General features: G+C 53.4%; 22 protein-coding genes, 1 tRNA gene and 6 pseudogenes. 12 read left to right on the top strand and 17 right to left on the bottom strand.

Features of this window, described 5'->3' with window-relative positions; all coding sequences use genetic code 11:
- Positions 1-232: 232 nt before the first annotated feature.
- Positions 233-610 (bottom strand): hypothetical protein, encoded by a 378-nt coding sequence (locus tag LGQ10_RS00995; RefSeq protein ID WP_226524374.1) that lies wholly within the window; start codon positions 608-610, stop codon positions 233-235.
- Positions 611-776: 166 nt separating this feature from the next.
- On the opposite strand from LGQ10_RS00995, the gene LGQ10_RS00990 reads away from it, so the two are divergent.
- The 5 genes from LGQ10_RS00990 (at position 777) to LGQ10_RS31455 (ending at position 3,060) form a co-directional block, all read left to right on the top strand.
- A complete protein-coding gene (locus LGQ10_RS00990) occupies positions 777-1,079 on the top strand; it encodes a DUF4156 domain-containing protein (protein WP_226524373.1) in 303 nt (100 codons plus the stop codon).
- Positions 1,080-1,166: 87 nt separating this feature from the next.
- The gene (locus LGQ10_RS00985) at positions 1,167-1,376 is read left to right on the top strand and encodes a hypothetical protein (RefSeq protein WP_058434171.1); all 210 of its coding nucleotides are present in this window, start codon (positions 1,167-1,169) and stop codon (positions 1,374-1,376) included.
- A gap of 149 nt (positions 1,377-1,525) precedes the next feature.
- Positions 1,526-2,086, top strand: coding sequence for a hypothetical protein (locus LGQ10_RS00980; protein WP_226524372.1), 561 nt, complete (start codon positions 1,526-1,528; stop codon positions 2,084-2,086).
- Positions 2,087-2,486: 400 nt separating this feature from the next.
- Complete coding sequence (locus LGQ10_RS31460) at positions 2,487-2,921, top strand: DUF4156 domain-containing protein (protein ID WP_413247580.1); 435 nt, start codon at positions 2,487-2,489, stop codon at positions 2,919-2,921.
- 4 nt (positions 2,922-2,925) lie between these two features.
- A complete protein-coding gene (locus LGQ10_RS31455) occupies positions 2,926-3,060 on the top strand; it encodes a DUF4156 domain-containing protein (protein WP_413247599.1) in 135 nt (44 codons plus the stop codon).
- Between the two features lie 296 nt (positions 3,061-3,356).
- On the opposite strand, the gene LGQ10_RS00970 is transcribed toward LGQ10_RS31455, so the two are convergent.
- Positions 3,357-4,256, bottom strand: a complete 900-nt coding sequence (locus LGQ10_RS00970; RefSeq protein WP_226524371.1) for a DMT family transporter — start codon at positions 4,254-4,256, stop codon at positions 3,357-3,359.
- Positions 4,257-4,430: 174 nt separating this feature from the next.
- On the bottom strand, positions 4,431-5,501 hold the full coding sequence (locus LGQ10_RS00965; protein WP_226524370.1) for an SDR family oxidoreductase: 1,071 nt from the start codon (positions 5,499-5,501) through the stop codon (positions 4,431-4,433).
- A 74-nt stretch (positions 5,502-5,575) separates the two neighbouring features.
- Here LGQ10_RS00965 and LGQ10_RS00960 point away from each other — a divergent pair, with 74 nt between their 5' ends.
- Entirely contained in the window at positions 5,576-5,965 is a 390-nt protein-coding gene (locus LGQ10_RS00960) for a MerR family transcriptional regulator (RefSeq protein WP_226524369.1), read from the top strand.
- A 374-nt stretch (positions 5,966-6,339) separates the two neighbouring features.
- Here LGQ10_RS00960 and LGQ10_RS00955 read toward each other — a convergent pair whose 3' ends face one another.
- The 6 genes and pseudogenes from LGQ10_RS00955 to LGQ10_RS00930 all read right to left on the bottom strand — a co-directional run bounded on the left by LGQ10_RS00955 (position 6,340) and on the right by LGQ10_RS00930 (position 8,942).
- A complete protein-coding gene (locus LGQ10_RS00955; RefSeq protein ID WP_226524368.1) occupies positions 6,340-6,777 on the bottom strand; it encodes a hypothetical protein in 438 nt (145 codons plus the stop codon).
- Between the two features lie 92 nt (positions 6,778-6,869).
- A pseudogene (locus tag LGQ10_RS00950) lies at positions 6,870-6,986 on the bottom strand (phage tail protein); the annotation flags it as partial.
- Between the two features lie 214 nt (positions 6,987-7,200).
- On the bottom strand, positions 7,201-7,608 hold the full coding sequence (locus LGQ10_RS00945; RefSeq protein WP_226524367.1) for an acyl-CoA thioesterase: 408 nt from the start codon (positions 7,606-7,608) through the stop codon (positions 7,201-7,203).
- 193 nt (positions 7,609-7,801) lie between these two features.
- A pseudogene (locus LGQ10_RS00940) lies at positions 7,802-8,038 on the bottom strand (integrase core domain-containing protein); the annotation flags it as partial.
- Complete coding sequence (locus LGQ10_RS00935) at positions 8,020-8,184, bottom strand: hypothetical protein (RefSeq protein WP_226524366.1); 165 nt, start codon at positions 8,182-8,184, stop codon at positions 8,020-8,022. The gene LGQ10_RS00935 and the pseudogene LGQ10_RS00940, both read right to left, overlap by 19 nt.
- Before the next feature lie 248 nt (positions 8,185-8,432).
- Positions 8,433-8,942, bottom strand: coding sequence for a ProQ/FinO family protein (locus tag LGQ10_RS00930; protein ID WP_226524365.1), 510 nt, complete (start codon positions 8,940-8,942; stop codon positions 8,433-8,435).
- Between the two features lie 365 nt (positions 8,943-9,307).
- Between LGQ10_RS00930 and LGQ10_RS00925 the strand changes: the two genes are divergently transcribed.
- Positions 9,308-9,868, top strand: a complete 561-nt coding sequence (locus LGQ10_RS00925; protein WP_226524364.1) for an imm11 family protein — start codon at positions 9,308-9,310, stop codon at positions 9,866-9,868.
- 380 nt (positions 9,869-10,248) lie between these two features.
- Here the strand turns inward: LGQ10_RS00925 and LGQ10_RS00920 are convergent, their stop codons facing one another.
- Entirely contained in the window at positions 10,249-11,301 is a 1,053-nt protein-coding gene (locus LGQ10_RS00920) for a linear amide C-N hydrolase (RefSeq protein ID WP_226524363.1), read from the bottom strand.
- A 572-nt stretch (positions 11,302-11,873) separates the two neighbouring features.
- Between LGQ10_RS00920 and LGQ10_RS00915 the strand changes: the two genes are divergently transcribed.
- The gene (locus LGQ10_RS00915) at positions 11,874-12,137 is read left to right on the top strand and encodes a hypothetical protein (protein WP_226524362.1); all 264 of its coding nucleotides are present in this window, start codon (positions 11,874-11,876) and stop codon (positions 12,135-12,137) included.
- A gap of 420 nt (positions 12,138-12,557) precedes the next feature.
- Here the strand turns inward: LGQ10_RS00915 and LGQ10_RS00905 are convergent, their stop codons facing one another.
- Entirely contained in the window at positions 12,558-12,917 is a 360-nt protein-coding gene (locus LGQ10_RS00905; protein WP_226524361.1) for a hypothetical protein, read from the bottom strand.
- Positions 12,918-14,021: 1,104 nt separating this feature from the next.
- On the opposite strand from LGQ10_RS00905, the gene LGQ10_RS00900 reads away from it, so the two are divergent.
- Positions 14,022-14,852, top strand: a complete 831-nt coding sequence (locus LGQ10_RS00900) for a hypothetical protein (RefSeq protein WP_226524360.1) — start codon at positions 14,022-14,024, stop codon at positions 14,850-14,852.
- Between the two features lie 83 nt (positions 14,853-14,935).
- On the opposite strand, the pseudogene LGQ10_RS00895 reads toward LGQ10_RS00900, so the two are convergent.
- Positions 14,936-15,145: pseudogene (locus tag LGQ10_RS00895) on the bottom strand (DNA polymerase V subunit UmuC); the annotation flags it as partial.
- Between LGQ10_RS00895 and LGQ10_RS31450 the strand changes: the two are divergent.
- Positions 15,120-15,785 (top strand): DNA cytosine methyltransferase, encoded by a 666-nt coding sequence (locus LGQ10_RS31450; protein ID WP_226526068.1) that lies wholly within the window; start codon positions 15,120-15,122, stop codon positions 15,783-15,785. The pseudogene LGQ10_RS00895 and the gene LGQ10_RS31450 overlap by 26 nt on opposite strands.
- Positions 15,786-15,794: 9 nt before the next feature.
- A pseudogene (locus LGQ10_RS00885) lies at positions 15,795-16,060 on the top strand (DUF4224 domain-containing protein).
- Positions 16,061-16,257: 197 nt separating this feature from the next.
- Here LGQ10_RS00885 and LGQ10_RS00880 read toward each other — a convergent pair.
- From LGQ10_RS00880 to LGQ10_RS00860, 5 genes and pseudogenes are all read right to left on the bottom strand, one after another.
- Positions 16,258-16,789: pseudogene (locus tag LGQ10_RS00880) on the bottom strand (transposase); the annotation flags it as partial.
- A gap of 1 nt (position 16,790) precedes the next feature.
- Positions 16,791-17,183 (bottom strand): annotated as a pseudogene (locus tag LGQ10_RS00875) (transposase domain-containing protein); the annotation flags it as partial.
- A gap of 110 nt (positions 17,184-17,293) precedes the next feature.
- The gene (locus tag LGQ10_RS00870) at positions 17,294-17,833 is read right to left on the bottom strand and encodes a hypothetical protein (protein ID WP_226524359.1); all 540 of its coding nucleotides are present in this window, start codon (positions 17,831-17,833) and stop codon (positions 17,294-17,296) included.
- A gap of 75 nt (positions 17,834-17,908) precedes the next feature.
- On the bottom strand, positions 17,909-18,298 hold the full coding sequence (locus LGQ10_RS00865; protein ID WP_226524358.1) for a hypothetical protein: 390 nt from the start codon (positions 18,296-18,298) through the stop codon (positions 17,909-17,911).
- Between the two features lie 359 nt (positions 18,299-18,657).
- A tRNA-Cys gene (locus LGQ10_RS00860) sits at positions 18,658-18,731 on the bottom strand.
- A gap of 405 nt (positions 18,732-19,136) precedes the next feature.
- Here LGQ10_RS00860 and LGQ10_RS00855 point away from each other — a divergent pair.
- Entirely contained in the window at positions 19,137-20,237 is a 1,101-nt protein-coding gene (locus LGQ10_RS00855; RefSeq protein WP_226524357.1) for a polyamine ABC transporter substrate-binding protein, read from the top strand.
- The last annotated feature ends 15 nt before the right edge of the window (positions 20,238-20,252 follow it).

Below are 20,252 nucleotides of genomic sequence, written 5' to 3'. Positions count from 1 at the left end.
AACTGAAGGCGCTTGCCGGCGCACCAGGGCCTGGCCCGCGCCGGCGTATCCACTGCTGCGTGGAGGTCGCCGGGCCAGTAAGGCCGTTCTTGTCGACGGGCACCAGCCGGCCAATTCCCCACCTGCCCCAGGCCATTTCCATATCACCATCGACCTCGGCCAGCACGTCTGCCCTGCCTACTGCCGAGTACCTCGATGAGTTGCGGAAAATCCACTGCACCGTCATGCAGATTCATGTTTCAACTCCCTGTTGTGGATGACCTGCGCTGAACTGGCGCTCGTACGCCTGCACATGCTCGGGAAAGAGTTCGTCATAGGCCGGGTACTCGATGCCCAGCACATGCACCTCCATGGCATCGGCTCCGGCATCGTCCGAGTAGTCGTAGAGGCACACGCCGGCAGCACGAATCTGCCGAGCGCCAGCGTCCTGCACGGTCAGCTTGAGAGACGCCTGGTCTTCCTGGGCCAAGGCACGGACCTGGCCCTGGATACACGGGTAGCCAGGGCCTGCAACAAAGAGCCCGAAAGCCACGCCCATCGGTGGGTCGCCCCACTCCAGATCGGACCAACCGATAGACTGCCCATCACTGAAGACCTCGAATCGCCCCATGCCGATACCCTGGAAAAACCCCAACAAATGGCTGGCAAGCGTAACCCATCGCCGTTTGCCATGGCACAGAGGCCCCGTCTGGCAAAGCCTGGGCGTGGCAGTCGATGTATGCATCAAGAGCGTTTAATGAGATAAAGCCACAGCCCAGCCGATAGGAACCTTTTCAATGATGCGTCACCTGAGTACCGCCCTCCTGGGTCTCTTCACGGCAACCATGATCTGCGCATGCACCACGCAACTGACCGACGCCGGTCGACAGGTGAACCTGGTCACGGCAGCCTCGGCCCAGGCCTGCAAGGTGCTCAAGGCCTTCACCGTCAAGGGCTCATCCAATGGCGATGCGTTGAACATGGCATTCAACCGGGCCGCCGAGCTGGGTGGCGACAGCGTGAGCGTCATCGATGTCGGCGATGATGCCAGCCTTCAGGCCGCGGCCTTGCAATGCCGCAGTGACGGCCCACGCGGATGAAACTTTCGCCGTGAACGGCCGTTCCTGCGTTGCCCCCTTACTGCCGATCCCCTTGGCCGTAAACACGCCCCATAGAGATGCCAGCCCATGTCCAGGAAAGCACCCGCAGAGGCCAATGCAGCCACTGCCACCGAGATCGAACGCTCGATCCAGGCCCTCAACAAGCTGGCGGAGCGCCTGTGGGGAGATGGCCGCGAAGCCGAGGCCCAGGCACTGATCAATGCGCTGGACGCCCTTAACCGGGCGCTCGACCGCATCCGGATCGGTGAAAGCCGCAGGACCGTCACCCTCCATTAGCGAGTCCTCATGCCCCATGGGCCAGCCATGGCGGCAGTGCGCCATTAGCACATCAGCCCAATCGACCCTCTTCTCCCGGCACGCCTATAGTCCCCGCCCCCGCTGACCCGATGCGACCACCCTCGACAGCTACCAAGGAAGGACACCCCGTGGCGAACTCTCTCCTGCGCGCCAGGCTCTCACTGCTGGCGCTCCCTCTGTTGTGCCCCAGCGTCGTGGCCGACACCTCGGGCGACTACTGGATCATTCACGGCAAGAGCAAGCGCTACCACAACGAAATCTTCATCGCCGATGCCGCCGGCATCCTGCACAAACCCCAAGAGGTGCAGTCGGCGATGATCATGCGGATCTTCGAGGACCCGGACATGCCCCTGCTGGCGGCCTACGAGGTCCAGTACAAGTGCAAGGAACGCAAGCTGCGCCTGGACAGCACCCGGACCATGCGGCGCCTCGACTATGCCTTCAAGGATGCCGCCACCGTGCGCGACTGGATCGATCCACAGCACAGCACCTACTGGCTGCAGCGCACCTATGCATTCGTCTGCGCCCCGGACAATCGCGAGCACAACCAGATGCTGCCGATGGGCAGGATGTCGAACGCGCAGATGGTCCAGGCCGCCCAGGCCCTATTCCTCCAATTGCCTGGCGCCCAGGCCAGTAGCCCGGCGATTCGGGATCTGGATGCAATGCTCGGCAACGCCCCGCCGTGACCCCTGCTCACCTCGTGCCCTGCACCGCTGGAGGGCTTGCAGGCATGACGTCAAGCGGTCGTCTCTCGGGTCGAACGACGCCCATGAGCCCTTCACTCTCCAGGAAGTTCCTGATTGCCAGCGAGTAGGCACCTGGGCGCGAGAACCCGAACATGTGGCCGGTGCGCGGCATCACCACTTCCTGCGACCGCTTGATGCCCTTGAGCAGGATTGCTGCGGCATCTGCGCCGCTTGTCTTCTTCTGGCGTCAGGATCAGCGTGGTCACCTCGATCTGCTTCAACAGGCTCGTGTAGTCCGCCTGTTCGATCGAGCGCAGCCGATTGAATAAGCACTGTTGAAAACAGCAACTTGACGAGTGCTGGCTCGACAGGAAATCAATGAGCGAGGACCGAAGGAGAAATGGCCTCTTCTTTAACGATTATTCGATTGTGGCTAATGCCCTTACTTCATGGCCACGGGTATTTCCACCCATCATCCCTTACAAAAAAGCACCCATTAATACAGTTCCTGCTCCAGCAAGATCTGATACTGCCCGGGCTTAAAGCCCTGGCAGGTTATCCAAAAGGGCAATGTCATTTTGGTAAGAAAGGAATCATATACATGCGTCTCCCTCGCCTCTTTACTTGCATCAGCTTATCAACCGCATTGTTGGGTCTGATAGGCTGTGCACCTACATCTATTGTGAGCCCCGTGGCCAATACCGTGCGTATCACTCATAACGAGCCAGGCGCCGAATGTCAGTTCCTGGGAGATGTTACGGGTAGTCAGGGCGACTTTCTGATGGGCAGTATCACCGGCAACGCCGACCTGGAGACCGGAGCCCGGAGCCCGTAACGATCTGAAAAACAAGGCAACCGCGTTGGGGGGCAATCGGGTTTATTTGTTAACTCAACGAGCGGGTCAAACCGGTTCGGACAAACGACTGGAACAGACCAACGTCACCCTTTCAGGGAATGTTTATCGCTGCCCTTGACGCTGAACTTGATCAACTCAAGCCTGGATCCTGAATAATGTTCAACAGGTACGACGTTCTTGTGGTACGGAACGTCCACTTCAAGTTGATTGCGGAACTGATTTCACCGACGCCCCTGGCGGGCAAGTTGAACGACACTGACTGAAATGGCAACTACCGTTGGTTACAGCCGATCGCAACAGGTGTAAACGGCCCCTTGGCTGCCCTTCGCAAAAGGCAGCTATCGGCCAGAAGCGATCAACCGCTCAAACTACTTAAAAGCCACTGGTTGCTAACGTCATGGATCCGAAAATAGCTCACTCGGTCGAAGGGACGGAGGCTTTGCTGCCTAGTCGAATCAGTTCATTGGAGAAACACAAGCCGACGATGATCAGTGCCGCTCCTGCGTACAGACTTTCACGCGGTACTTCATTAAGCGCCACAAACGCCAGGAGCGCGGCGAACAGTGGCTCAGTCAGCTCCAGCGCTTGCACTTGGGATGGCTTGAGATACTCGATGGCCTTGGTGGTGCAGAAGAAGCCCAGGATTGTCGGCAGCGTGGCCAGCGCCAGAAGTGCGGCAATCGCCAGTGGCGACAACTCACCGATCGCGAAACCATCCGCCGCAGCCGGCATCAGCAGATACAGGCTGCCAAAGAACAGCAATTGTCGTGTGAAGTGCAGCCCGCCCGACACTCCCATACGTTTCATGGCAACCGAAAAGGCCCCATAGCCGGTGCCAGCGATGGAGGCGAGCGCAGAACCTTGCAGGGTAAAACCCTGCTGCAGGTCGCCACCGAAGATCACCGAAATCCCTGCGATAGCCAGTGCGGCGCCCACGGTAGCGTTCGCCGTGATGGGGTCCTTGAGGAAAATGCGCCCCAGAATGATCGAGGAAAGTGAAGCACTGGCCATCAGTATCACAACCACACCGGCAGCAGTGTAGTGTCGATAGGCGGAGGTTTCGAAATGGAACAGCACAAAGATGCCAAGAAATGCGCAGATAGCCGCCTGGGTCCATTTGGTCGTAGACGCCGGGCGCTTGAGGAAAAACAACAAGATCGAAAGAAGCACGCAACCCAATGCGGTCTTGATGACGGCGACACTGCTAGCGGTGAAACCATTGCTCATGAGTATTTTGCTGAGCACACCGATCGTTGCGTTCAGTGCCGCAGCGGAAACTGCAAATATGACGCCTTTGCTGAAAGTAGATTGCATGGATGACGATCCCTGTCGCTGAGTTGTCGCTCGATAGAATGCCGCCCTGTATCGACGGCGCAAAGTATTAGGAGTACGAGACCCTCCAGCCCCAGGATTTATTCTGGCATAAGCTGAATTGCCTAGTAGGAGGCTATTCGCCTTCTTGTCACCGCAAGGCAGAAGTCAAAAAGCCTAGCCTTTGGCTATGCAATATGAGTTGACGAACATTGCAGTGTGCTGCAACGACTGACGTATATCCGGCTTGGCTATTCCATGCCTGTTGGCAAATTGCTCGACCGCTGCTGTATCAAAACGGGTGGTCTGGATAAAGTCCAAGGCTTCGGGTTTTGTATTCAAAAACCATGCGACGGGAGGAATGCTCAGTAGCAACTTCAGCAAGCGCAGAGAAATGTAATGCTTGGGCGACTTCAAGCCCAAAGGTTGTGCCACCTGTGCCAGGAGCTCTCGCAAGTTGGGAGTCTGGTCATCGAGCGCCAGCAATTCCTGGCCCACCATCGCAGGATCAAAAGCACACACCGCCACCAACTCCGCCAGGTAATCCACGGTGACCAGTGGCAGCCAATGCTCGGCGGTACCGGGCACTGCAGTCAGCTTTCTCTGTACAAGGTTGCGAATCAACTCCACCAGTGGCTGACCGTCAAGGATATGCCCCGTGCGGCTGTGGCCACAGACCGTCGCAGGGTGGACAATGGTGATCTCCCCACCCTTGGCGGACATCACTTCCAGGGTCGCAAAATGCGACTCCAGCTTGCTCCCCTCGTAACCACCGACATGTTGGTAGACGGCAGGCCAATTCGTCAGCTCCGGATGGCGAGGATCGATTCCGATGCGCTGCAGATATTCATGATTTTTCACCATGTAACCGCCGATCATCACCAAACGGCTTTTTTGCTCAGCCGCCAACAGCGCCACGCGCTTTGCCCCTTCCACATTCACCGCACGTGAATGCTCCACTGAAAGCCCCCATGCGAAGTGGGCGCCCAGGTGGAATATGACTCTGGCGTGCCTTAACACTTCTCGATCAGCAAGACTAAGCCCGAGGTTGTCCCGTTCCAAATCGCCAGCTACTGCAAATACCCGGGTTGCATCCCCGCCCAAATGATCGACTTGCTCCCGCAGGGCAGCGAGTCGCTCTGGTCGACGCATCAACACCCGAATGGTGTGACCTTTTGTACTCAGATTCGCCACCAGATGTTGACCGACGAAACCTGTCCCGCCGGTGACAAAGCACTCCACACTCATTTCCCTGTTCCTTGTTCAAGGTGAGAAATCGAGCGTAAACTATCGACCCAACTCTATAGTCAAGCGGTGTTTTCATGAAGATCGGCGAACTCGAGGCTCGCAGCGGCGCCAGCCGCCATACGCTGCGTTACTACGAACAAATCGGCCTGATCTCATCGCTGCGGCAAACTAACAACTATCGCGTTTACACAACGCAAACCCTGCAGGATCTGGACTTTATCCAGCGCGCGCAAAGCATGGGGTTTTCCCTGGGAGAGATAAGCGAGATTCTGGATGCGCAGCGCAACAAGCTGATCGATTGTGCTGAGGGCGCCAAGCTAATTGAAAAGAAGATGGGAGAAATCAAACAGAAAATCGCCAACCTTCAAGGCATCTATCGCTATCTCGACGAAGAGCGTGCAACCCTCGAAGCCAGTGCGGCCAAGCAACTTGAGCTTCAGCAGCTAAACGGTTCTGCCAACTGAACCGTCATGATCTGGGAAACGCAAGCCGCAGGCTTCTTGCAGTTTCAAGCCCGGGATCCCATTGCGGATTTTATTTGCCCGCCAGTACTTCCCTCAGGGTTCCAAACTGAAGACGGGGCTCGCCTGGCAGAGACAAGGCATGCACGGTGCAACTCTTTGCTGGGTGACTTCATGGAAGTCATACATGGACCTGTGCCTACTGCCGATCAGTTAAGGAAGTTGTAGGAGCGAGGCTTGCCCGCGATGAACTTCAGAGCACTGCGTTTATCCAGCCAACACGCGCTACGTTAACGATCCTTACGAGCAATCGAGCGTCGACCGGCTTCTCCTACGGCGGATCACCTCGCTTAACTGACGGGCATTTCCTGCGCCGTTTACGGCTGGAATCGAGTGCCGCAAGCGTGGCATAGCCAGGTGCGGCGCCACTCTTCGTACTCATCATATTGCTTGACGTTGTGTCGCCAGTGCCGGACGAACCCGATCACACCGATGGCGATAAACGTCACGCCGATGAAGAACCTGGTCCAATCCACTTCCCATGACAGTTTCAGGCCGTCGTACAAGATGATGGCGCCCACCCCAGTAAGAATTACCGGACCAAGCAGGCGCTTGGCACCTGGAGGAGCGACGCTTGCGGCCAAAGCGGTCTGATGCCGACCTGTAGTTTCGACGGTGACACTGGGGCCGAATCCGGATTGGGATTGCGCTTGATGGGTTGCTTGTATGTGGGTAGTGCCAGCAGCATGGATGACGGACAGAAGCTGGACGCTTTGGCCTTGGCATTGCGGGCAGCAGATGGCGTTGTTGCTCACCACGTAATCATTCCTTTGAAGGGCGGGAAAAGGCCATTCTAAAGCAATCTAAAGCCTCTGCACATCTGAGCACCTTGTCTGATCAGGCCGTGTCATGTTGCTGGACATGCATTTCGATGCCTGAACACCAGGCGTGTTCGCTCCAGCCATGGGTCGCCAAAAGCAAGGAACTTACTCGGCCCGCCGTACAGGTGATGCAGCAGGAAAGGCATCAGGAGCACGTAGAGTCACCCACGCGTTAGATCCATCGAACCCTGCCGATCCGTAGGCCTGCTCCCACCAACCTCACCTCGCCCACTCCCGCCCCCAGCCCTGAACATCCGGGACCAGATTCGGACAGCGGAGCCGACGACAATCTTTGCTGGCCGTAGAACGTCAGGCTGGCGACAGACCCACTCTGTTTCGTCCAGGCAACTACAACGCTCAAGGCTGAAGCAGCGCCCTCAGTTGCAAAGGAACCTCAATGACTTCTCTGGTAACCGGTGAGACGCAAACATGTGTAAGGCTAGAAGTGAATGCCAGAACATCTGGAGTGACACTGCCGTTGACTAGAAACGTGAACGAATGAAGCCCAACATTGGAAACACTGACATTGATAGACAGTTCATCATCCCATGTGACCGGATGAAGAAACTCTAGCGAGAAGGCCCTTGCTGGAGGCAGTAAGTCGAAACCGAGGAGCGTTCTCAAACCGGGACCGGACAGCCAGACTGTAAGTGCCTCATGAACGGCCTCAACAACAAAGTACGAAAACCTGGGTGTATAGACAATCCCCTCAGGATCACAGTCCCCGAACAATACCTTTCTCTTGATAATCACTGGGTTCGGCACAAGTTCAATCCTTACTATCGAGTGACGGAGCGATAACCACCAAGCCACAGCTCCTGCTTGTTCAAGGATACGATACTTTCTCTTATCTCCACTGCATGGCCGCTATAGCGGCCAAGGACGAGTCCCCTATGCACAACAATAGGCGCCGGGAGGTGCAGCTAGACTTGCCCCTATCAAACTGGACACCACCCCGTTAAGTTGCTGTCTCAGCCAGGCACCTGAACTCCCGAGGTGGGCGGTAGTTCAGTGAGCTGTGCGGGTGTTCGTCGTTGTAATGCTGGAAGGCGATGGCCAGCTTATGCAGGGCCGTCGCTCGATGGGGCTTGGGCATGTGACGGATGTAGTCACGCTTCATAGTCTTCAGGAAGCTCTCCGCCATGCCGTTGCTCTACGGGCTGCACACCGGAGTTGTCAGGGAACGCACGCCGATGCGCCGACGGCCTGCTTGATCTGCTCGACCAAGGCCGCATCGTTGAGCGTCCGGCGTGGATGCGGCTGCTTCGCCGGAGTGGGTTGTTTGAGCCGAACCGTCAATTGCGAGCGCGCCACACCGAGACTCTCACTGAACGCTTTCACTGGTCGTCCCCGGCAACAAAGGTGAGTGCGCACTCCATTTTCGCAAGCGGGCGAGCGCCGCAGCATGGTGCAACCAGAGGCCCGGTACTGCACATTTGAGCGAGCATGACCAGATGATCAAAGCGGGGTTGCCCATGACCGGCAGCTTGGTCACTGGCACCACACTGCCCGTCGCGGGCAGCATGCTGACCAGTCGATGCCATAGCCAAAGGACACAACCGCGCTTTCGATGCCCAGTGAAAGAGACTTCAACCCACGACTTGTTCCGTGCCGCTCTCGGCCCCTTGCTTCTGGGGAGCGTCCTTGGGCTTCGACTGCTTGCGTCGCGCTTGCCCACGCTGCCGTGAAACCTGCTGCCTGGCATGCAACGCCTGCGAAACGGTCACGGTGCCAACGGCCTGGCCATTCAGGTCGAGCCGTGGTGCGTCCTGCACCATGCAGGCCCAGTAGCGGCTGCCCTTGCACCAGGTAGCAATACCTAGCTTGAGCTGCTCGCTGGTCAGCCCGAGCAGTTCCAGATGCTGCTCGGCATCCTTGAAGATGCCCTCCTTGAGCGGAACCTTGGGGGCTGGATTGACCGGAAAAGCCAATGGAAAGTGCTTCTGCAATCGCCAGATAGCCTCTACCGCGGGATCTTGCTCACGCGGCTTGGTCTGCGCGGAGGACTTGCGCTTGCCCTGTTGGGCGCTATCAGTTTTTACCTGCTGTTGTTCAGCCCGCAGGCGGTCACGTAGCTCAGCTAGTTGCTCAAAACCCATTGTTCATTTCAGCTTCATGGTTGATCGTGGCGCGAGGTTACCCCAAGCAGACGTTTGGAGCAGCCTAATCGAACAACGAAATCAACCTAGCATTCCGAGCGGTAACAGGCTTTGGCCCTCATTCGCCGATTTTCCGTGTAGTGATCTACCAACCTTTTGGGCTGGCGTGTCGCAATGGTGATTGACAAGGCCGCACCATAGGCGCCGCCTACCCGCACATGACTCTGCAGGCCCTGCAGGTGATCCATGATGAAGTTGGCCTGGGTTTCCAACCCGTACACCTCATCCGGTAAACGAAGGCTGCGCATGGGGCTTTGCCAACAGCAGACAGGCATGCAGACTGAAAAATTGTTCTGGATAAAATGATGAAAATTTTCAGGTTGAAATCGAATTCACGTGACTTTGCGTCATTCATTGAGGACTACCCTGATGGGCAACAGAGCATCATCGGTCGAGCCATGGCACAGCAATGGAAGCCATTTGAGGCGGATTTCCAGCCAATTGCATTGATCCAACGTGCAAGCGACAAAGGAAAAAAGAACTATCAGTTCGACGTCAGCGGGGCCTTGGGACCCTTTTTTGTATTCAGCGAGAATGGCATACAAGCGCTCTCGGAGGGCTTCCTTGCCAAGCACGGGCAATTCCTCCCCGTTAACACGCCAAGCAAACGGAAAACCTTCCTGGGTTACTACCCCATCAATCCAGCACCAAACTGCCTGGACATGGAGCGATCGAAATACCGGATTTACGAAAACGGATTAGTGATCGATAAAGTCGTCCTGGTTGGCAATAACCTGCCACAACGGGATGTGTTTGTGATCGAAGAAGACATCATGCGCATTTTTGTGACCGAGCGGTTCAAAAGACATGTCGAGGTCGCGGGGCTCAATGGATTTGATTTCTCGGATGGGATCGAGGTGTATTGAGATATCAATCCCATACGCCGATGGACAACGGTTTCTACCTCCCCTGCTCCTGGGCCAAATTGATCCCCTGGTTGACCGGCGAGCATCAATCTACCTCAAGGCTCCTCAACGCGGCGCTAACAGCAGGCGAATGCAAAGCGATCCAGAAGTGACGCACGCGACTGGCCGCACTTCAGGCAATAAAAACCCCGTAGACGTTAATCCACGGGGTTCAAGGATGGGGCCAAGGTTGGTATCGCACCCGCACAGGCAGATTGTTAATCCAGATAAATCCTCAACAACTTCAAATAAATTCGCGAAGAAAATTCAGAATCCCTGGCTCCATCCTTGGCCATCCTAGATCAACCCCAGATTGGAAAACCGAGGGATTTCAAGAACGACTAAATCCCTTCAAACTTGAAGGGTGGAGATTCCTCGAAGCTAGCGGACACCTCGCCCGAGTAAACTTTCCGTTGGTCTTTTCCGAGATCCAGTTTTTTAACCTTTCCAGTAACCTCGCTGAAATCCAGCTTGTTCAGGTCGACCCAGAAAGTATTAGGCGTAACAGTGGATTCGAAAAAATACTGCTTCTGCTTATGATCCGCTACTGTGCGCCAGCGCGTTGATGAAATATTAGGCTGATCTGGAGTTGTAATACCGTACGGCACAGAAACGTTACGTATCACACTGAATACGCTTGCAGCCGAGAACCGCGCATCTTGATTCTTGGGAATGGCTTTCACATAGAAAGACGCCCGGGCAAAACGATCAGGTGAGCGGTTAGTGCCGGGTAGCATTTGCGTACCGTCGACACCTTCCCAATACTTGTTCATTTCCAACTGTTCATCAAACACCGGAGAGTTTGTCATGACCTGATAAGAACGGTTGTGATGGATCACTTGTTTCCCTGCGATATACTCGATAATCGCACTGTCTCCCGAGGCATCGGAGATTGAGAGGTGCAGCGTCGCTAATCGAGTTTCTTCGGGAACTGGAGCTGTCACAACATAGAAAGGCTCAGCCTTGAGGACCTCTACTGCTTCAGCCACCGTCTTGAAATTATCCAGAACATATTGAGCCCAGGCAGCGATACTGAGACCTGCTTTACGCTGATCGACCTTGGGATACTCGGATTCCACTAGCCATAGTAGATTTGCCACCAGACCCACTTCATTCATACCGTCCGTTGTAGAAATATCATAACCCGATGCAATAACACTTCCATACTTCGAAGTCCATGTCACCGAGCTTGGACCTGCTTCACCATGGCGTTTCATTCCTTGCGGGAATATCCACAGATTGGTTTCCACATCCTTTGCCCAGTCCATCGAGCGCGCAGTAAAGATCTGCTGGTTATCCCCCAGAAATACCAAGCGCGTACAGGAATAAGCCATTGGTAGAAATGAAAAAAAACTCACCACGGCGGTCAAAATCCATTTTATTGCATGCGGCATCTTTCTCCTCCTTGAACCTCTAATCACAAAACAGATCATCTGAACATCCATTACACCCCTGAAAACTAGTTAAAAAACCGGCAAAGTCAAGAACACCAACTTTCTTGACTCCCAAGACATCCTCGCCAAGCCGAAAACAACTGAAACCCTATTAACTCGCCATCTGCACCCTACTTTTATTTAGAAACTGAACCTAGAAAACACAGGCAAACTGATAGCAAAAAAACCTTGGTTATTCATCAGCCGAATCACAGACCAAAGGCAAGAACTGCGCTTGACATAAAAAATATCGGACCTACATTCAATCACTCCAACCAATTAAACAAAATAATCTCAATATCAATAGCCAAGATATTAATCTTATTAGCGAGAAAGCACCTGTATTGATGAATCACTGTTCGGGCCGTTGAAAAATTCTTGCCAGTTGCAACACTACAGCTACGCTTATGGACGTGTTGCCTTTTCCAGTTGGCAACTCTGGCGACGTTGTATACGGCTACATACTGCCTGCAATGATTGGAGAACATCAGGTAACCAGACCCTATAACTCTCAGTCTAAAAGGAATATAGACATGGGCATTAATGTTAAAAACAACTCATCAAACAAAATTGAAGTTGCCATCAACCAATGGGGCAATGACGGCCAAACGGGTTACTTTTCGCTTGGCGTAGCACAAGCAGACAACTGGAGCAGGAGCGACAGCCGTGGCTTTGTGCTTTCGTTGAGAAAAGGAGGAACAGAAAAGCCATACTACGTCCAGTCTGACAGTTCAATTGTGGTTGAAAATACAGACGTGAAAGATAACGGTCGCGTTATTTCTCCAATCAGCCATTAATTCGAAAACATCATTCAAGGTGCCTGCCAGGCACCTTGTCTTTAATAAACTAGGGCAGATAAATAGTTAACAAGCGACGCTATCGTTGATACCTCTCACGTACATGCGCCTGACACACCCACAAAGCGATCAGGCCTTGATCGTCCTCGCCGATGATGGTGACAATTCGTTGAGCCGCCGCTGGGGCGAGTTCATAGCCTGAAAACGGAGTGGGTGCCGACGGAGGGCTACTTGAACGACGGAATTGGTCGAGCAGGACATAGGTCGATTCTCATGCAGCCTTACAACTGGCCATAGCCGCATCAGCACAATGCTTTCTTGCCGCCGGCGGTTGCGGAAGAAAAACTCAATTCTGTGTCCGGTATGAGTTGATCACTACAAACCGAAACGCCTGCGGTGTCCACGCTGTTGAAAAAAGACTCAGTTGCCCAAGCACTTCAACAACAGGGTCAACACCCTGTCTTCTTGCGAGGCCAATGCCGCGGTGATCCCCTCGCATCTCCCATTCAGAGATAGCAGATCACCAGCCAGTACCTCTCCACTGGACATGCACATATCCAAAGCAATGCTAAAAACCCCATTACCTACCTGCCTACTCTCAAAAACAAGCTCAACCTCTTCAGGAAAGATCGTCAAGTAGACGCAGAGCATTTCATCCGCGTATGTGTAGTGGCCATGATTTCTTTTGAGTAAACCATTTTGGCTTTTCGAAGCCCTCTCATAAACATTATCTAAGAATTCTTGAAGGATGAACAAAAACTCTGGCTTTTCAGTGCTCATTGGGTTCCCTTGCGAGCAATAGACTTCAACACGCTATTCTAACCAACAACGACAGTGCGCGAGCTTCACGATACGCAGGGGCAGCCATCTGCGGGTCCTTACCATCGGTGATGAGTAGTTGTTCTTAGCTATCTGCTTACCAACCCTGAGACGCATCGCCTCTGCTAATCGAGAGAATTATTGACAGGTCGAAGAAATTCAACTCTGGCTATCTGATCGTGAACAAGTCGGTGGAAGAAGGTCTTCCGAGCGCATGCTATGCCAGAGATGGGACGACGCGAGATCGAAAGCTTTGGCCAAGGCTATCGAGCAAGGCGATCGTGGGTTGACTTAGAAAATAGCCAGGTTTCAACTCCGGGATATTTTCAAGGATGGAAGCCAATGTCGGAATCGAACCGACGTAGACGGATTCGAAATCCAGATAAAATTTCAATTTTTTCAACCAGTTATTGATAAATCTGCTCCGTAAGAGCCATTTTCAAGAAAGGATGAAACCCACGACCTACGCGGATCATGAACTTGATTGCGGCACTGATTTTGTAGTGCTTCTCCACCATGCAAAACCCAACAACTGCTGCATTCTAAAGTCGACAGATTTATGCGTTAACGGCTGAAAATCGGATAGGTATTCGCCCCCCTTCCTTAATAGGCGCATGCCGGTTTAGGCCATACAAATACGGGAAAATCGCCTATGTTCAGTAGCCTATAACAGCCCTTAACGGCTCAAGCTTTGTCCTAAATTTGCCCTGAACATCCCAGCGATTTTCAGTTATGTAACTCATGGAGTTAATCACCACCTAAGTGGCTTTGATCGATGAAAATCGACGCTCGCAATAGACTATTTTCAGCCGGTTTCTGCCCTTCGCGATAGACAGTAATCGGCCAGTACCGGACGCTTGACAAAGGGCTACACTTGGCCAAAATCAGACCAAGAGCTTGTTGGTGCCTAGACAGTAATGTGTCCCCTAACAATGTCGTTTTTGCTCCTTTATACGAAAAGCACAAGGAATTAATATAAGAAATTGAATTTCTAAAAATAGAAACACACAAGAATGAAATAAAAACAATAACTCTAAATTAAATCTAATCAAAGAGCGGACAAACATGAAAAAAGAACAAAAGTTAATTTTGATTTTTTCCATAATTAGCACTCTCGCAGGATGCGGTTTTTTTCCACTCGCACCGACTCCTCCAGCAGAGCCCCCGATAGGAAAAAACAACTCTAGAATTGATTTACCAGATGTCCAACTAATTTCAGAACTTCCTCAATTTACAAAAGAACTGAATGAAATTCAAATCGCAGACAGCTTTAACTCGGTAGATCCTAGTTGGGTTATAGGTGCGCTGATTGAAAAAAATACTGGAAATGTTTACCCACTAGATAATTTCTTAAAAGCAGGTGCAAAACCAAAAATAACCCCACTATCAGAAATAGTTTTCAAAAATCTTATTGAGAACTCTGCAACTGCAAAAGCCAACTGGTTAGATTTCACCAAAGCATCTGTAAATTCAAACACAAAGGCGGAAGTCACCGTCGCAAAAATTTCCAATGTATCAATAAACAGTAACAATATTGACAAAGCAGTAATAATTAGCCATTTCAAAGACATACCAAAAAGTGAACGAGATAAATATGGCGTAATCATTGGTTACTCCGACTTTGTTTTATCCGCCACCTACTTTCGAAATTCTGGCGCTGAAGCAATAGCTTCAGGATTTGGAGCTAAAATAGAAGGTAATTGGTACAGCAAGTCTGAGAATTCGTCTCTTCAGCATCGAATAATAGCAGTATGGTCACCTCTCCCTTATGTCATCGACGCCATACAGTCTCCGGCAAAGAAAGACCTCACCGATTCGACAAGCGAAGCAATAAAAGACGGAAAAATTGAGATACAAGAAATACAGGAAATCAACTACATCCCATCGGAATTTTGAATTTAGACACCGACCTATACAGCTATTAATTACTTAATGCTCCTCACTTAAAATAACGCTGACAGCAAGGAGTGCGCTTCTCACCAGCGATTATTGATTTGTTCCAGAACCTTCATCACCTTATCAGTTTCCGATGGTTGAGCCATCGCGAAGAGATCGTCGGTGTAATCGCCCGACTGACACAAATTCAACAGTAAGACCTCGGCCTTACTGTATTTGAAGCCCGGACTGAAAACGCGGTCCAGCGCTTCCACAGCCATTTTCGTCATGAGGCGGACGTCGTTGGTTGGATACGCCGCACAAATTCTGGCGCAACGACAAAACGATGGAGCCCTCCCAGCTTTCCCGATTTGGTGTGAGGTGTGCAGTTTTGACGGAAGATCTTGGAAAGGCCTTTTTGACGTGGTTTCGGGGGGATTCCCCTGCACCAACATATCCATCGGCGGGGACGCCTCTGACCTGGACGGTGAAGCAAGCGGATTGTGGGTGGAGCAGCGCCGAATCATCGATGAAGTACGATCCCGCCTCGCGTACATGGAGAACTCGCCAATGTTCACTTCTAGGGGGCTTGGACGCATTCTCGAGGACCTGGCCGAGCTGGGGTTCGATGCACGATGGGGAGTGCTCAGCGTATACGACGCCGGCCTGGATCACAGAAGGGGCCGTGTCTGGATTGTGGCCGACGCCAACGGCTTCGGACGGGAAAAGCAGCGTTCTACCAGAGACCGCCAGGAAGAGAGCCGAAAAGTCCTCGCGGGGTGTACGCCTGCCCGAGCACTTAACCCTTCTGGACTTGCTGACTGGAGGGCGGCACAACCCCGAGTTCAGCGAGTGGTTGATGGGCTGGCCATTGCAATGGACAGACATCGCGCCATTGGTAATGGCCAAGTTCCGCGAGTGGTAGCAACAGCATTTTATGCACTTTCCAGGTGAGGTGGCCGCATGACCACTAACAACGCCCCAAATACAGATAACTCACAGCAGAGTGAAACACTTGACCAGGACGAACTGCACACCATTCTGGGTATCAGCTCCCATCCAAACAGATCCAATGGCTGACAAACAACCATTGGGAGCTTGTTTTGACCGGTGTCCGACGCCCCATCGTCGGCCGGGTTTACGCCAGGATGAAGTTAGCCGGCGTCAAATCCTCTGCAGCTAGTGCCGTGACTGAAGTCTGGTCTCTCAACCTTGCGAATGTGAGCTGACCCGTGCGCAAGAGAACCACAGCCAACCGCGACCTACCGCCACGCGCGGTGCGCCGTATCAGAAAGGACAAGAACGGCCAGATCTGGACCGCGTACTACTACGACGGCAGTGACGCTGCCGGCAAACGCAAGGAAACCCCACTAAACAGTAAAGTTTTGGTACGCCGACATTTCCTGCAGGCAATAAAAAATGTTCTTCACGGATTACCGGGAAACACACTCTTGATCTTCATGAAAAAGAATTCGCTATCCCGGTAGCCATAGGCCATTCGTTTGATGACCTTAATCCGATTATTGAATCCCTTCCAGTTGCCCGGTATGCATGGGCCATCGCACCCGGCTCAGGATGCCGCGCCAATAGCCCTTCAAACGTTTGGCATATTGCTTCAGAGCGGGTATCGCGATTTCATCAGCCAGACACAGCCACTGTTTCCACGCTGATCACCAGCCCCAAGCGGTTGTGGGCGACCACAGCGCTTCGAGCTCTGCCTTCATCAGATAAACCGTCATCAACGATTGATTGGCAGCCAGCAGATCCTGTAAGTGCACCTGTTGATCTGCACTCTTGAGATTCTCCGAGTTTCGCAACAGCAGCCACCGCGCTTGCTTGATGACCTTGCGCGCAGGCTTGTCATGACGCAGGCGGTTGGCTTCATCGACCCGTACTCGATCAATCACTTCTCGCCCATATTTGGCCACCACATGAAACAGGTCGTAGACCACCCGTGCCTACCTGAAGGCCCTGCCAGGTATCGCCGTCATATCGCTCCGCTCCCCACTGGATGCCCGTTTTGCGAAACAACCACCCAACGCGATCGGCGCCGAGTCGTTTATGCGCTTCGGTCAGGCCGCTGCGGGCCAGCAGGTGGTCGCAGGCCAAGCCTTGGGCGCAGATGTTCAAGCGTCTGGCCACCTCATGAACCGGCTCGTCACAAAACAGCGCCATGCCGAGCACCAGCCACAGTACCTGGTCGGTGGGCAGGCGACGTCGGCGAATAGTGGCCTGACTGGATAGCGCCAGTGCAGACGCTATCCACTCAATGGGAATGTTTTGAGTGAAGGTGCTCAGGTCGCAGAAGTTGAAAAGGTCACCGAGATCGAGCAAGTCCTGCTGAACAGACATAAAAAATCCGATGCCTGAAGTCTGGCATCTGATTTTCTAGGAAGCCCTGTACCAGCTCAAATGCTTAAGTGATCAGCATTACGCTTGGGCGAAGTTCTTTTAGAAAATTTTTATCTGTGCCCTGAAGAATCTGAAACCTCTCCCAAAACATTCTCAGGACTGCTTACAGACTGAACTTCAACAGTCTGCGATGTTTTTTGGGTCTGTAATAATTCCTTTTCTCCCAGTTGCCGGTCACTTTCTCGTAGCCGTTTGGAATCAGCCCGATATGAAAGAAGTGCCATAAAAATCTTCATTGACTCCAGTCCTGCCATCCCCCCGGCCAGCTCGACAGGCTGTGTTTCAACATTTGGCGACTCCGGTTTTGGCTGTAAGCGCTCTTGAGCTTCCAACTGCCGAACGCTCTCGCGGTAAGCCTTGTAATCAACTACAAAATTTGCCGCCATCATAAAAGCCAGTGTAGCTGCCACACCTGCAACCCCGCCAGCCAACTGACTGGCCCAAAAGATAGAAATGCGGCCACGGAAACGAAGGACCAGCATTGTGACCAAAGCCCCAACCCAGACAAATAGCAGAAACGGGATAAAAGCTATTACGAGTGACTCCCCCCAGGCTTCCCAATTCAGCAAGACCCACAACGTCTGTAACACAGATAAATCTCCAGAATCTAAACATCAAAGAACCCTAAAGCCCTCTGGACTCCCTTCTCAACCAAGCAGCAAACTTCAGTAGATGATCATCTCAAAGGGCACGTACTGGGTTTTGACTTTGTTGAAATAGAAGGCCATTTCAAATGGCTTTTGCTTTGACAAGGTCCACGCACGGGAGGATTTTTTCAGCGCAACGTCAGACGATTCTAGATCAGGCTGCAAAGTACGCATAACGGCGTAGGTCGAGCACATCATAAGACGAAGTTCGGGATCGTTCTTTGCTCCCTTGATACCCAGGAACTTGACCTTACCTACCTTTCCAGCACTGTTGATTTCAACAAACATTTCCAGTTGTCCCCCCTTCAAGCTCAGAGTTTGATAAATCACCTCACCATTCTTCACGGCTTGAGCCTTACCAAACGCAGCGTCTGAACACTGCGGAACCTCCTTGAATCTCTTCTTCATTCCAGACCCAAGTTCCTTCGAAGTCAGTGGCAGGCTTAGCCTCGTCCTTTTTCGAGTTCCAGTCCTCCGGGATCAGATACTCGACTTCATCCTTTGCCGCAAATGCAGGCACCACTTGTGCAGCCAAAAGAGCACACACAGCTAAACGACCGATCATTCCTTTTGACCTCCGTCCAATGGACCGCGGATCGTAGCGCATCTTCAGAACAAACATCGCCCGCTTTCAGCGCAAACCACAAAGAAGATTTATGTAGCGTCGGGGCCATCGAACCCCACTAAACAGTAAAGTTTTGGTACGCCGACATTTCCTGCAGGCAATAAAAAACCCCGTAGACCTTAATCTACGGGGTTTTCAAGGGTGGAGGCCGAGGTCGGAATCGAACCGGCGTAGGCGGATTTGCAATCCGCTGCATAACCATTTTGCTACTCGGCCCCAAATGTCCAATGCCTGAAAAACAACACTGAGCACGTACAAACTGGAACGGTTTTCGAGATTTTCTATCTCGCAACTCTTTACGTAACCTTTTGATTTATAAAGAGTTTTTCCGTTTCCTCGCTGAGGAATGGTCGCAATTATGGACGTGTTTTCCACTTCTGGCAACTCTTATTCGATATTTTTTCTAGCGGGCCGTTTCTACAGCTTTTATGGCTGAAACACGCCCCAGCGCTATCACTTGCCACGCCGGGCTGGCCCCAGGACGTCCGTCCATGGCTGCCTCTTGCTGCGCCTTCGTTCCTACCTACCCGTTCGGGTTATGGCCTGTGCTCCAGTGCTCGCGGACAGTAAGCCATCGGCTCGACCCGGGTTCTTCCATCAGGTTCAAGGCGGAGTTGAAGCATGCATAGAACATTGGCTGCGGTGTTTGGCGTGGTGCTGGTGGTGGCTGCCAGCGGGGTGCGGGCCGATGAGTCGGCGGGCAAGACCCTGCGTCTGTACAACTGGGCGGACTATATCGGCGAGCACACCCTGGCCGGGTTCGAGAAAGCCACCGGAATCAAGGTCATCTACGACACCTTCGACTCCTACGAGACGGTCCAGGGCAAGCTGTTGCCCGGGCGCTCCGGGTATGACCTGGTGCTGCTCAATGCCGCGCTGGTACCGCCACTGCTCAAGGCGCAGGTGTTCCAGCCGCTGGACAAGCAGCAACTGCCCGGCTGGCAGAACCTCGACCCCCAGGTGCTCGAGAGCCTGGAGCGTTATGATCCGGGCGTGCGGTACTCGGCGCCCTACACCTGGGGCAGCAACGGCGTGACCTACAACATCGACAAGATCCGCGAGCGGATGCCCGACGCGCCCATCGGCTCGCTGGCGATGCTGTTCGATCCGAAGGTGGTGTCGCGCTTCGCCGATTGCGGGGTGACCCTGCAGGATTCCCCCACCGACATCCTGCCGCTGGTGCTGGCCTACCTGGGGCGCAATCCCGACAGCGTCGAGCCCCGGGACCTGGAGGCCGCGCAGCAGGTGTTGATGGCGGTGCGGCCCTATATCCGCAAGTTCGATTCCAGCGGTTACCTCAACGGCCTGGCCAACGGCGAACTGTGCCTGAGCGCTACCTGGTCAGGTGACTACGCCACGGCCCAGGCGCGGGCCAGCGAGGCCGGAGCACCGGTGCGGCTCGACTACTTCATTCCCAAGGAAGGCTCGCTGATCTGGTTCGACAGCTTCTATATCCCCGCCGATGCGCCGAACGTGGACAACGCCCATGCCTTCATCGAGTACCTGCTGCAGCCACGGGTGATGGCCGAGATCAGCAACTACATCCGCTACGCCAACGCCAATCGCCAGGCCACCGCGCTGCTCGATGCCCAGGTGCGGGACAACCCGGCGATCTACCCCGACGTCCCGGTCCGCCAGCGGCTGTTCACCCAGAAGATCCAGTCACCGGCCAGCATCCGCCTGGTCACCCGCACCTGGAACAGGGTGAAGATCGGCAAATGAATCGTCCGCCGTTTT

The organism is Pseudomonas sp. L5B5 (assembly GCF_020520285.1).
Classification (GTDB): Bacteria; Pseudomonadota; Gammaproteobacteria; order Pseudomonadales; family Pseudomonadaceae; genus Aquipseudomonas.
The sequence above is the reverse complement of the archived record's forward strand: the minus strand, read 5'-3'. Positions and strand labels throughout refer to the sequence as shown.